This is a genomic window from Leeuwenhoekiella sp. CH_XMU1409-2 (assembly GCF_037029365.1).
Classification (GTDB): domain Bacteria; phylum Bacteroidota; class Bacteroidia; order Flavobacteriales; family Flavobacteriaceae; genus Leeuwenhoekiella; species Leeuwenhoekiella blandensis.
Genome location: NZ_JAYMEI010000014.1, coordinates 42661 through 55013, shown reverse-complemented (window position 1 = coordinate 55013; position 12353 = coordinate 42661). Strand labels below are relative to the sequence as shown.

Annotated in this window: 11 protein-coding genes; 3 read left to right on the top strand and 8 right to left on the bottom strand. The window is 40.0% G+C overall.

Features of this window, described 5'->3' with window-relative positions; all coding sequences use genetic code 11:
* Positions 1-2 precede the first annotated feature (2 nt).
* From nqrF to WA338_RS14470, 3 genes are all read left to right on the top strand, one after another.
* Positions 3-1310, top strand: coding sequence for an NADH:ubiquinone reductase (Na(+)-transporting) subunit F (gene nqrF / locus WA338_RS14480; protein WP_009779370.1), 1308 nt, complete (start codon positions 3-5; stop codon positions 1308-1310).
* 86 nt (positions 1311-1396) lie between these two features.
* Positions 1397-1759, top strand: coding sequence for a hypothetical protein (locus WA338_RS14475; RefSeq protein ID WP_009779371.1), 363 nt, complete (start codon positions 1397-1399; stop codon positions 1757-1759).
* Positions 1756-2772, top strand: a complete 1017-nt coding sequence (locus WA338_RS14470; protein WP_009779372.1) for an FAD:protein FMN transferase — start codon at positions 1756-1758, stop codon at positions 2770-2772. Before WA338_RS14475 ends, WA338_RS14470 begins: the two co-directional genes overlap by 4 nt.
* On the opposite strand, the gene WA338_RS14465 is transcribed toward WA338_RS14470, so the two are convergent.
* From WA338_RS14465 to WA338_RS14430, 8 genes are all read right to left on the bottom strand, one after another.
* Positions 2765-4852 carry a T9SS type B sorting domain-containing protein gene (locus tag WA338_RS14465; protein ID WP_272984718.1) on the bottom strand — a complete coding sequence of 696 codons (2088 nt, stop codon included), beginning with the start codon at positions 4850-4852 and terminating at the stop codon, positions 2765-2767. The genes WA338_RS14470 and WA338_RS14465 overlap by 8 nt on opposite strands.
* A 5-nt stretch (positions 4853-4857) precedes the next feature.
* Positions 4858-5625 (bottom strand): class I SAM-dependent methyltransferase, encoded by a 768-nt coding sequence (locus tag WA338_RS14460; RefSeq protein WP_009779374.1) that lies wholly within the window; start codon positions 5623-5625, stop codon positions 4858-4860.
* Positions 5622-6161 (bottom strand): HNH endonuclease, encoded by a 540-nt coding sequence (locus WA338_RS14455; RefSeq protein ID WP_009779375.1) that lies wholly within the window; start codon positions 6159-6161, stop codon positions 5622-5624. Before WA338_RS14455 ends, WA338_RS14460 begins: the two co-directional genes overlap by 4 nt.
* A gap of 20 nt (positions 6162-6181) precedes the next feature.
* The gene (gene map / locus WA338_RS14450) at positions 6182-7000 is read right to left on the bottom strand and encodes a type I methionyl aminopeptidase (protein WP_009779376.1); all 819 of its coding nucleotides are present in this window, start codon (positions 6998-7000) and stop codon (positions 6182-6184) included.
* Between the two features lie 123 nt (positions 7001-7123).
* A complete protein-coding gene (locus WA338_RS14445) occupies positions 7124-8530 on the bottom strand; it encodes a TolC family protein (RefSeq protein ID WP_009779377.1) in 1407 nt (468 codons plus the stop codon).
* Positions 8527-9885: an HlyD family secretion protein gene (locus WA338_RS14440; protein ID WP_009779378.1), complete on the bottom strand. Its 1359-nt coding sequence runs from the start codon at positions 9883-9885 to the stop codon at positions 8527-8529. Before WA338_RS14440 ends, WA338_RS14445 begins: the two co-directional genes overlap by 4 nt.
* A 6-nt stretch (positions 9886-9891) precedes the next feature.
* On the bottom strand, positions 9892-11559 hold the full coding sequence (locus tag WA338_RS14435) for a peptidase domain-containing ABC transporter (protein WP_009779379.1): 1668 nt from the start codon (positions 11557-11559) through the stop codon (positions 9892-9894).
* Positions 11560-11565: 6 nt separating this feature from the next.
* Positions 11566-12240 (bottom strand): TetR/AcrR family transcriptional regulator, encoded by a 675-nt coding sequence (locus WA338_RS14430; RefSeq protein WP_009779380.1) that lies wholly within the window; start codon positions 12238-12240, stop codon positions 11566-11568.
* Positions 12241-12353: the final 113 nt, after the last annotated feature.

Here is a 12353-nt window from a genome sequence, read left to right as displayed (position 1 = left end):
ATATGTTTTTAGCAGCAAGTACAGGAGGAGTTATCGCAGCAACTGTAGTAGCGTTTTTAGTACTAACACTTGTGTTAGTAGGATTACTACTTTTTGCAAAAGAAAAATTATCTCCATCAGGTCCGGTAAAAATTACCATCAACGGAGAGAAAGAAATTGAAGTAGATTCAGGTAGTTCATTACTTTCTACTTTAGGTGGAAAAAAAGTATTCTTACCATCTGCTTGTGGTGGTGGTGGTACTTGTATTCAGTGTGAGTGTCACGTTTTAGAAGGTGGTGGTGAAGCACTACCTACCGAAACTCCACACTTTACCCGTAAAGAATTAGCAGCAGGAGCACGTCTTGCTTGTCAGGTAAAGGTGAAGCAAGACATGAATATCACAATCCCTGAAGAGGTATTTGGTATTAAGAAATGGGAAGCAACTGTTGTACGTAACTACAACGTAGCATCGTTTATCAAGGAATTCGTTGTTGAAATTCCTGAAGATATGGATTATAAAGCGGGTGGATATATTCAAATCGAAATTCCTGAAACTACAGTGAAGTTTGAAGATATTGATATTACTGCGCATCCAGAAGAGCACGAGACTCCAGATAAGTTTCAGGAAGAGTGGGATAAGTTTAAACTTTGGCCACTTGTGATGAAAAATAACGAAACTGTAGAGCGTGCGTATTCAATGGCTTCTTACCCTGCAGAAGGACGCGAGATTATGTTGAATGTACGTATCGCAACACCACCATTTGATCGTGCTAAAGGCGGTTGGATGGATGTAAATCCTGGTGTAGCTTCTTCTTATATCTTCAGTAGAAAGAAAGGTGATAAAGTAATTATTTCTGGGCCTTACGGTGAATTCTTCATCAACGAGTCTGAAGCAGAAATGCTTTATGTAGGTGGTGGAGCAGGTATGGCGCCAATGCGTTCGCATTTATATCACTTATTCAAAACCTTAAAGACTGGTCGTAAAGTGACGTATTGGTATGGTGGTCGTTCTAAGCGTGAGCTATTTTACCTTCAACATTTTTATGACTTAGAAAAAGAGTTTGAAAATTTCAGTTTCTACTTAGTGCTTTCTGAGCCATTAGAAGAGGATAACTGGAAGGTAAAAGAAGACATTCATAGTGAAGGTGACGGTTTTGTTGGTTTTGTTCACAACGCTGTAATTGAGCAGTATTTGAGCAAGCATGATGAGCCAGAAGAAATAGAATTGTATTTCTGTGGGCCGCCATTAATGAACAAAGCAGTTCAAAAAATGGGAGAGGATTTTGGTATCCCAGATGAGAATATTCGTTTTGATGACTTTGGAGGTTAATCTTCTAAAGTTTATAAAATGCAAAAGCCGTTACGAAAGTAGCGGCTTTTTTTCTACTATAATTTAGAGCGTAGTATCTTTGTAGCATGGCAGAATTATTAAATAAACAGGAGCTTCATAACCTTGCGATGAATATCGTAGGGAAGGATTTAGAAGAGCAAGGTTTTGAGTTTTTAGGGGTGAATAGCCAGTTGAAGCGTAACCCTCAGTTTGTGGCTTTAAAGAATAAAAAGCTGCATTTTGTTATTGTACGTGCGGTGGGCTATCCTGAAAACGCCAATACCTATGACGAAGGTTTTATGAGCGAAATGAAACTACATGCCGATAAGTTTAATGCCCGAACTTTTTACGCGGGTGTAGGTTTAGGTAGTGCTGAAGATTATGGTAAGCCTGTGGAAAAAGGAGATGCTTACACGGTAATTTATAATGGTTTACAAGAAATAGAATGATGAGATCTTTAACATTACTAGTTGTTGTTTTATTGATGATTGGCTGCAAATCAGAACCAAAATTGGTGGTTTTAAGCGGGCAAGCTTTAGGTACCGGCTATCAAGTGCAGTTTTACGCAAATGAACGTTTTGAAGTTGCTCAAAAATTTGATTCAACCGTTACTGCGATTAATCAATCGATGAGCACTTATCAACCAGATTCTGACATTTCGAGAATAAATGCCGGAGATACTTCGGTTGTTGTTGATGAGATGTTTAAAGAAGTTCTGGCTTTATCCAGAACGGTGTATCAGGCTACTAAGGGTTATTACGATCCAACCGTTGGTATTTTGGTAAATGCTTATGGTTTTGGTCCGGGAAAACCGCTCAAACAGCTTGATAGTGTGGTTTTAGATTCTTTAAAGGCCTATGTAGGTTTGGATAAAATCAAAATTTCTGAAGCAGGGAAAATCCTTAAAGAGAATCAGTCGGTTTATCTTGATTTCAACAGTATCGCAAAAGGATATTGTATCGATCGTATTGGAGTTATGCTGGAACAAAACGGAGTAGAAAATTACTTGATCGAATTGGGAGGGGAATTGTTGGCAAAGGGAAAAAACCTGGATAAGGATAAGCCTTGGCGTGTAGGAATAGAAAACATTAATGCGCCGGTAACCGATCGTGATTACACCGAAGCGGTTACGTTAATAAATAAAGGGATGGCGGGCTCAGGAAACTACCGCAAGTTTCGTGTTGATACTGTGACCGGTCAGCGGTATGTGCATACGGTGAACCCATTAACGGGTTTGGCAGAAAAAAGTGATGTGCTCAGTGCTACGGTAATAGCAAATAGCTGCGCAGAAGCCGATGCCTTTGCAACTGCTTTTATGGCCTTGGGTTATGAACGTGCCAAAGAGGTACTGGCAAATGTAGCAGGAATTGATGCCTACTTGCTTTATACGCAAACTGAAGCAGACAGTGTTCAGGTTTTTATGTCAGCTAATTTTCAGCAGTACTTAGTACCTTCTAATTAACTAAGCTAAAGTGACCTGTAACACGCGCTCCTTCCGGTAAAAGAAGTTCAAACCAATAATCATCGGCTTGGAGTAGTTTATCTAGGTAGGTGCCGTCCCAGCTGGCATTTTGTGCGCCTAACTCTTTCAAAAGTTTTCCGTAGCGGTTATATATACGTACGATAGCACCCGGATATTCTTCTAAACCTATCAACTCCCATTGATCGTGAATTCCGTCGCCATTAGGTGTGAAATATCTTGGGTAATCAAGAATTAAGAAGGCTTGAGAAACCACCGTTCCGCAGCCATTAATGTCTCGAACAGCAATGTTGTGATAGCCTCTTGAAAGACCGCCAAAAGTAGGATTGGACCCAAAAGGACCACCGTCAAGAGCGAACTCATACGATCCTAGTCCGGTTACTGTGATCGTGGCTTCATTTTGAGGGTAGTTTAAGCCTACAACTTCTATTTCTGTTATTGTGGCTCTTTCAGACTCAAATACCTCAGTTGACATTGTTGTGCTGCAGCCATATGAATTGTAAACCGTCACGTCATACACGCCGGGTTGATCAATAACAATCTCATTTAAATTGGCGCCGCTTTCACCAGTACTCCATTCATAAAACGCAAATCCGGAAGCGATCGCTAACGTAAATGGATTAGGGTCATCGATACATAAATAGTGAATTTCAGCAAGCTGGAACACTGGAGGATCAACAACTAAAATGTCAAACGAGCCATCAGAATAGCATCCGGTCAAGAGATTGATACTTCTAAAATAAATAGTTCTTGAGTCTGCTGAAGCTTGCCAGTTCAGCGGTAATCTGTTGCTGTCATTGGCGCGGTCTTGTATGGACTCATAAAGATACGTGTCGTAATCATCGGGATCAAGACCATTTAGGGCTTCGGTTTCAATATTTGAAAAGTCATAAGTAAGGGCGTTGTTCCCATCTCGACACGCAATTATTGTACTGGGTTGGCTTAAGGTAGGGCCAAACTCATAATCGATTCTAAAACTATCGGTAACGACACAGCTTGTAGCGTTACTTCGTATAGTGAAGAAAATTTCAATTCCGCTTTGCGGAACATCTACAGCAGTTATAGCACCGCGATTAGTAAACGCATCAATAGACGACCTGTAATAGGTGATATCTAAATCGGTACCTTCCTGAGTTATTTGCTCATTTAAGGCTGTGAGATCGTAATTTTCAATACCTGAAGCATTACAAATATAAAGTTGGTCGGGATTGTTGTAAGCCGGACTTCTGTTTACAATAAGATCAAATTCTTCGATAGAAGAGCAGGGTCCTGTTCTGCTGGTTATACGAGCATAAACAGTTTGAGAATTTGCGCGGGTATTGGTGTAGCGGTTAGGTAGGCTATTCTGATTTAAATTAGCGTCACCTAATGATGCGTGAAAACTTACTTCAGAATCCGGATGTCCGCTTATAATAGTTGAAGCGTGACTTGATAGATCAAAAGAATAAAAACCATCATCGTTTCCATCATCATCACAAACCTCAAGATCCTGAACGGTATTGTAATCGGGTGTTTCTGGTAATTTGGCGGTTCCATTTAAATTAATTTCAAAACCTTCGGCGCCGTGAGCGCGATCAACAAGCAAGTAGTAGCGCTCACCGGCATTAACTGTTAATTCTTGAAGATAACCATTGCCGTCACCACCAGGTCCTTCTGAGAGGTCTGTTTCGGTGGAATTTAAACCGGTGTTAGCGCTTACTCCAGCGGCCTGAGGGTTGGTGCTACTGCAGCGGATAGACATACCTAAGTTGGCGCAATCGGTCACCGGACCATAAACTGCAAAGTCAAAATCATCGGTTCCGTTTTCAGGAACGATATCAAAGCCTAAGCTTCCTCCTTCTTCAATATTGATCTCAAACCACACGGTGGCATTATTGAAATTATAGCAAGGTGGGACAAAATTCCCCGGTAAACTGAATTCATCAAAACCAACACCGTTTGGTTCAACGCCAACGGGTGTGTTTCCGCAGAGAATTATTGCATCGGTACAATCATTAGCTTGACTGTAGGTCCAATTGCTGTAAATAACTAAAACAAGTAAGAAGATATAGTTTTTGAGCATACATATTATTTAAAGCAAACCGGTAAAATCTCGCCTTTTGCAAGTCGGTATTTATCAACTTCTGCAGCATCTAACTGCGCGGTATAATCGACCTCATGTACTTTGAAACCGATAGTACGTAATTTATCAAAATAATCGCGACCGTAAATACGCACGTGATCGTATTGCCCAAAAATTGCTGCACGTTCGTTTCGGTCTGTGATACTGTTATCTTCAAAAGTATCTGCTCGCTGCAAATCCTGCGGAATTTGTAAAATAGCCATTCCGCCGGATTTTAGAATACGATAAAGCTCTTGCATTGCTTTTGTATCATCGGGAATATGTTCTAAGACGTGGTTACAGAAAATAACATCGTAAGAATCATCTTCGAATGGCAAGTCGCATATATCTGCTTTCACATCTGCCAGCGGCGAATTTAAGTCTGTAGTAGTGTAGTCGAGATTTTTCATGGCTCTGAAGCGCTTGTAAAAAGCTTGTTCCGGTGCGAAGTGCAACACTTTTCTAGGAGCTTTAAAAAAATCTGTTTCGTTCTTTAAATAGAGCCAGAGCAACCTGTGGCGCTCGAGAGAAAGCGTAGAAGGGGAGAGCACATTTTCGCGTTGATTCTCGTAACCATAAGGTAAAAACTTTTTAAAAGTCTTTCCGTCTATGGGGTCTTGATAGGTGTCTCCGCGCAAGCTAAGCGCCAGAAAAGGACGTGCAACATAGCTCAAACGGATTAAAAGCGGTCTGGGAACTAAATTTAGAACACGTTTAAAAAGCTGTGCAATCATACTTGAAGATCACCCCAGTTTTCACCGGTCTTGATACGGTGCAATTGCATTTCAGAAACGCCAAACTGTTTTGCCAATACTTTTAAGCGTGTACGACGGTTAGGGTCTAGCAATTTTTTCTTGAGCACTTTAGCTTCAGCATAGCTTAATTTGGTGTAATGGCGTTCTCCCGAGGTACGACGTTTTATATCTAACGGACTTGTTTTTTGATGCGCATAGCGCTCTTTATGCGTTGCCCATTTTAGGTTGGTAATACGATTGTCTGTCTTGTCGTGATTGAGATGTAGAACAGCTTTTTCGTTCTCACCGGCTTTAAGAAATGCTTTTGCCAATAATTTGTGCAGATAGAAGTTGCGACGTTTACCACCTGCGAGTTTAATGTTTACCGTGATGTAGCCGTTAATATGCCCACCTTTGATAATATTTCCTTTAGGGTTTTTATTGTAACTACGTACTTGACCGTAATTTGAAAGCCCAATTTTATAGCCTTCTTCCCAGTTTTCTTCACGGTAGTCGATCCAAGTTTCTAGCTGCATGGCACTTGGTATTTTGTTAGTTAATTGGTTATAGGTTGCGCTCTAAAAGCGTCTTCTTCATCACTTACGATTCCTAGGGCGTCATAAATATACTTAAAAGTAGAAAGAAGCTCAGGTTTTCCATCAACTAATGCAACATCGTGCTCAAAATGAGCACTTGGCTCCCCATCACGTGTGGTGATCGTCCAGCCATCACGATGCTGTTTAATACGGTGTGTACCGCGATTGACCATAGGTTCGATCGCTACGACCATACCTTCAATAAATTTTTTACCACGACCGCGACGACCATAATTAGGCATTTCGGGATCTTCATGCATAGAAGCACCAACACCGTGACCTACCAGTTCGCGTACAATTCCGTAGCCGTGCGCTTCGCAATATTGTTGAATAGCATAGCCCACATCACCTACGCGATTGCCAAACTTAAATTGCTCGATTCCTTTGTAAAGTGATGCCTTAGCAACTTCCAAAAGTTTTTTTGTTGCCGGTTCAACTTCACCTACTTCAAAGGTGTAGGCGTGATCACCATAAAATCCATTTTTGAGTGCGCCGCAATCAATAGAGATGATGTCTCCATTTTCAAGAGGTTTGTCATTAGGAATACCGTGAACCACTTGCTCATTAGGACTCATGCAAAGCGAATTGGGAAAGTCGTACAGACCAAGAAATCCGGGTACAGCCCCGTGATCGCGAATGCAGGTCTCTGCAATTTTATCGAGTTCGAGCGTGGTTACTCCTGGTTTAACTTCTGGTGCAAGGGCTCCTAGAGTTTTTGAAACGATTAATGCGCTTTCACGCATAAGTTCTATCTCTTCTCTGGTTTTTACAATGATCATTAATCTCTTTTTTGGAGCGCAAAGTTACGAAGATTAGCGAGAAAATCGCGGTATTTAGATGGTGGGTTTAAACCATTTTTAGGTAGAATAATACCTCAAAGAATTCAGGCAATTAAAAGTCTTCTAAATATTATCTGGATTGGTAGCAAGCGTTTTGAATAGCTTGGCTTTAGCCTTTTGTAATTTATAGGTAATCTCGATTTGTTTCAATTGTGAATCAATAAGCTTTAACTCGCGCGAATTGATCAAGAAAATTGAACTTTCTCCCACCTGATATTTGCGCTCTTCTGCATTGAGCATCGTGGCGTAATTCACGACAAGTTCTTCAGCTACGATATTCTGCTCTTTAAGCGTGATGAGTTCTGTATTCACGGCTCTCACCTTGTTTTGCAATTCTAGTCTGGAGTTGGTTAATTCTAATTCAGAATCTTGAAGTTTAAGCTTCGCAAGTTGAAGATCTCCGCGTTCTTTCCGAAGGAATAAAGGCATTTTAAAGTGTAGCCCGGCTTTATAATTTTGGGTATAAAAGCTATCCAGATTATCAGGTTCTGAAGTGATAAAATTATAATTAACATCAATCACCGGAAGCAACTTATTTCCTTTCAAACGCTTTTCGATCTCGAGACCTTGTACTTTGTAGGCAAGCGAACGCATTTTAGGATGTTCTTCTATCTGAAAGTTTGCAATATCAAAGCCTGTGATTTTAAGGGTTTCATCAACTACGTATTGTAAATCTTCCTGCGGATAGACGGCTTCTTGCAGTTCTACAGGAATATTGTTACCCAGCCATAAGAAGTTGGCCAATTCTAGCTTTTTCTGAATGTATTCTAAGCGCACTTCTCTCAGGCTCAAATCCCTGCTCTGAACGCTTATTTTAGCTTCGGTAGTATCGATCAAAGGAATATCTCCTGCGAGCGCACTTCGCTTGATTCCTCTAAATCTAATGATTGAATTTTCTAAGGCACGCTCGTAGAGCAGTACTTTTTTATAAGCTTGAAGCCAGTCAAAATAAGCGATAGCAGCATTGTACAAAACCTGGTTTACCGCAAGGTCGAGATCTGCACGAGCTTGTTGCCGGTAAACCTTTGCCTGTTTAAGCGTAGCCATACGCTCATTAATCCATAAACCTTGTCCTAAAGATGCCGAAATTCCTGCGGTATACAATCCGTTTTCAGGTACGGTTTTCTGCGGATTTAAATAATAGCCTTCATTTTCTTCAAACTGCGCTTTTAAGTCAATACCATACCAGGTTGGGACTTTAAAAGTAGCGTTGAGTAAATTGTAATATTCGGTCTCTTTAAAAACCTTTTGGTCAAAATCTACTTCTACTTTAGGATCAAACCCACCACGGGCTTTAAGCAGTTTTGCGTCCCCGGTTTCTAAGATAAGGTTTGCCTGCTTAGCCACCGGATGGTTTTGCTTTACCAAGCTTATATATTCTTCAAAGCTTAAGATTTGCAGTTCCTGATCTTGAGCAAAAAGCCCAGAACCGTAGAGGAGTAGTATGAGTAAAACTAGAGGCTTTCTCATTTCTTATCTTTTTCTTTTGAATCGTTAGAATCACTAGGCGTGTAGTAATTTGGCGGGAAGCCATTCAGTTTTCGCCATAATTCATACCAGATAGGCACATCTTCAAGAAGTGCCAAGGTGCTCGCGCCGGCGCCTATACGTAAGGCTTCAGGCCAAGGTTGCTCATCAGGATCTGGTGCCAGAAGTACGCGGTATTTTCCGTTAGGACTAATGAAGCGTTCAATAGCGACTACTTTACCTCCAAAAGTTCCGAAGGAATTATAAGGCCAACCGCTGAACACAATAGATGGCCAACCATCAAACTGAATACGTACTTTTTCGCCGTTATGAATTAGGGGTAAATCTATAGGCTTAACATAGGTTTCAACGGCGATGTCAAAGTCAGAAGGCATAATGCTTACCAGTTGTTGCCCTTCTTTAAACGTTTCTCCGATACCGCCTATGATAGCTTTGTTAATGTATCCACTTTGCGGTGCACGTACGTAATATAACGCGTTGCGTATTTCATAATTCGTTCTGGTGTTTTCTAATTTGCTTACCGCTGCTTCAGTATCAAGTTGTGTAGAAAGGGCAGTAGCTTGATCACTTTGTGCTTTTGAAATTTTATCAGCATAGGTCGCTTCAAGACGATTTAGCTCGATTTGAGCATTGAGCAGTTCGTTACGACTTGCAAGTAATTTATTCTCTTGAGAAATGATTTTTGCCTGAGCTTCCTGAAGTTTTAAGCGTTTTTCTTCAACATCGGTGACCGCTTTTAGACCTTCTTGTTGAAGACCTAACGTACGCTCATATTGACGTTCTGCAATACGAAGATTAGTTTTTGTAGCTTCAAAATCGATACTGTCGCTTTTGATTTTAAGTTCGGCCTGAATACGTTTATTTTCTGCTTGTTGCAGTTTTAGAACGCGTTCATTACGCAAGGCTTCAATTTGATTTCCTAAAGCGTTTACTTTATTTCTGTACGATTCAACAGAACTTGCTTTTGCACGTACCTGTTGATCGGTTCGTTCGACAAGGTTTGGGTCAAAGTATTCATTTTTTACTTCAGTAATAAAGAGAATAGTGTCTCCTTTCTCTACAAAATCACCTTCACGTACATACCATTTTTCTATACGGCCGGGGATAGGAGATTGTATGGTTTGCGGGCGTTGTTCTGGGGTTAGGGTGGTGACATAACCTATACCAGAGATCGTCTGCGTCCACGGTAGAAAAAGTACAATGATCAGAATAATGCTGAATACCTTTAAAAAGCGGTTGAAGTAAGCATAATGCTTTTTCTCAAGGACTTTCTTTGATGCCTTGTAGCCCGAAATATCAACCTTTTCGTTTATTTTATCTTGAGATATATTAAGCATAGGTTTCTAATTTGAAGTTGAAAGTTTACCGGAGTCAAGCCATAAGGTTCTCTCGCAGCAATTTTGCCATGCCTTGTCTTTACTGGCAACAATGATGGCCCACGGATTTGACTTATCAAATAAAAAGTTTACAATGCGTTCTTTTTCTTCTGTCGAAAACTTTGTGAGTGGTTCTTTGAGAATAAGCAGTTTAGGTTTGCGCACGATACTACGCGCCATCACGATTTTATCTGCAATCGTTTTTGATAAACGCTGTCCTTCTGGCTTGATCAAGGTGTTGAGTCCGTTGGGTTGATCTTTTACAAAATCAGCAAGGCCCATTTTTTCAACCGCCCAGTCGATGTTTTTCTGAGGAACCGTTTTATCACCAAACGTGATATTGTCGAGAATGGTGCCTTCAAAAGGAGTTTCTTCAGGAAAAGATTGCCCAAGTAATGCCCGGTAATGATTCAACTGAATACCTTTAACCGATTTGTTGTTGATAAAGAATTCCCCGCTAGTTGGTTCTAAAATTCCTGCGATGATCTTAAGCAGTGTAGACTTGCCAGATCCGTTAGGGCCATTTACAAGCACGTGATCTCCTGGATTGATTTTAAGAGAGACTTTGTCGAGTATGGTGACTTCATCGGCGTGATCTTCATAGCTTACATTGCGCAGTTCTAAGTGAAGATTATCTTCTGCTTCAAAGGGTTTAGAAAGTTCCTGGTCTTCCAGTTTCTTATCTACGACCTGTCCCACCTTTTCCAACGCGGTAAGCAAGTCATAAAAATTCTCTAATCCTAAGATGAGCTTTTCTACAGAACCTATGATAAGAACGATAATGATCTCTGCAGCCACAAATTGACCAATGTTCATCTGTTGATTGAGTACCAGAATTCCACCTATAAGCAAAAGACCTGCGGTTACCAAAACCTTAAACGCGATCATTTGTATAAACTGAATGCGTAAAATTCTAAAGTGACTTTCACGCGAGTCTACATAATCACTTACCAAAGCATCGTTTTTATCTAATGCCAGACTCGATCTTCCTGAAAGTTTAAAGCTTACCAGAGCACGCGCGATTTCTTGAATCCAATGCGCGATTTTGTATTTATATTTTGATTCATTCAAGCTCGTTTGCAAACCGGTATTTCCTGTGAATTTAAATACCAGATAAATAAGCAAAATGAGTAAGATTCCGTAGAAAATAAAAAACGGATGATAAAAGGAAAGCAGAATAAGACCAAAGATGATCTGTACCAAAGCCGCCGGAAAATCAAGTACCAGTTTATACAAACTTTTCTGAATCGTAAGAATATCAAAAAAGCGATTGGCCAATTCCGGAGGATAATAATCTTTGAGTTCGCTCATTTTAATTTTAGGAAATCTATAGGTGAACTCAAAAGAAGCGCGTGTAAAGATCTTCTGCTGAATGTTTTCAAGTATGCGTATTTGCATCAATTGTAGTGCGCCAACAAAAGCAACGCCAAGGGTAACCAAAATCACAAGAATGATCCACGACGTGGTGATTTGTGCACCTTGGATAAGATTTACAATAGCCTGAATCCCTAACGGAAGCGAGAGACTCACAATTCCCGCAAATATGGCGTAATAGAGAATCTGCAAAAAATCTTGCTTCTCTAATTTTAAAAGCCGTACAAAACGTTGCCAGGGCGTTAATGTTTTAGAATCCATATATAATTAGGAGTTTAATAAGTTTGAAGTGAGGTGTATAAAATACTGTGAAGGTGAAGTCTTTTTACTACAATCGGTCAACGAGGTAAAATGATCTTTCAAAAAGTGTTGGTGCAAAGATCCTGCGAGAATAGTGCTGGCCAAACTTGCAGGATACGGATAGCCCTCATTCACATCGGCAATCATTTCTTTTAAGCGTGTGGTGAGCCGTTTATAAATCACAAAATATCCCTCTTTATTTTCATCGTCAACTTCTTTAGTCAAATAGGATTTAGAGTACTCGTTAATCACGATTTTGTTTAACGCCACCTCATTAATATGATTGAACGAATGATCTTCTTCTACTTCGCGCGTTAATATTTCTATCGCTTGTTCTAATTTTTCTTTAGGATCGTGGATGTTTGCAGTTGCAAAAGCCAGTTGGTATTCTTTCCAGCCCCAATACCAATTGGTTAAGTAGATCAAAAATTTATGCTTATTCTCAAAATACCGGTATACAGAACTCTCGTTAGATTCTATACGCTCTCCGAGTTTTTTAAAAGTGAAATTATCAAAGCCTAAATCATTGATGAGTAGAATGCCATGTTCTACGATGCGTCTTCCTAACGAGGAAGATTCCGGGTCTTTTAAATAGACGTTGTCATTGATAGTGATCTTCAAGTTACGAAGTAACTCATCCATAAAAGAATATTTTAATCGCTAATTTAATAGTAATACTATTAATCTTGAAAATTTTACAATTATTTTAGTCTATAACGTTATAGTGTTTAAGGATAGAATTTTGAAAATGAGAA

What these genes read in the sequence shown, in the direction of transcription:
- map (WP_009779376.1), bottom strand. Translation starts at nt 7,000, where the DNA reads ATGATCATTGTAAAAACCAGAGAAGAGATAGAACTTATGCGTGAAAGC.
- nqrF (WP_009779370.1), top strand. Translation starts at nt 3, where the DNA reads ATGTTTTTAGCAGCAAGTACAGGAGGAGTTATCGCAGCAACTGTAGTA.
- WA338_RS14440 (WP_009779378.1), bottom strand. Translation starts at nt 9,885, where the DNA reads ATGCTTAATATATCTCAAGATAAAATAAACGAAAAGGTTGATATTTCG.
- WA338_RS14470 (WP_009779372.1), top strand. Translation starts at nt 1,756, where the DNA reads ATGATGAGATCTTTAACATTACTAGTTGTTGTTTTATTGATGATTGGC.
- WA338_RS14460 (WP_009779374.1), bottom strand. Translation starts at nt 5,625, where the DNA reads ATGATTGCACAGCTTTTTAAACGTGTTCTAAATTTAGTTCCCAGACCG.
- WA338_RS14465 (WP_272984718.1), bottom strand. Translation starts at nt 4,852, where the DNA reads ATGCTCAAAAACTATATCTTCTTACTTGTTTTAGTTATTTACAGCAAT.
- WA338_RS14455 (WP_009779375.1), bottom strand. Translation starts at nt 6,161, where the DNA reads ATGCAGCTAGAAACTTGGATCGACTACCGTGAAGAAAACTGGGAAGAA.
- WA338_RS14435 (WP_009779379.1), bottom strand. Translation starts at nt 11,559, where the DNA reads ATGGATTCTAAAACATTAACGCCCTGGCAACGTTTTGTACGGCTTTTA.
- WA338_RS14445 (WP_009779377.1), bottom strand. Translation starts at nt 8,530, where the DNA reads ATGAGAAAGCCTCTAGTTTTACTCATACTACTCCTCTACGGTTCTGGG.
- WA338_RS14475 (WP_009779371.1), top strand. Translation starts at nt 1,397, where the DNA reads ATGGCAGAATTATTAAATAAACAGGAGCTTCATAACCTTGCGATGAAT.
- WA338_RS14430 (WP_009779380.1), bottom strand. Translation starts at nt 12,240, where the DNA reads ATGGATGAGTTACTTCGTAACTTGAAGATCACTATCAATGACAACGTC.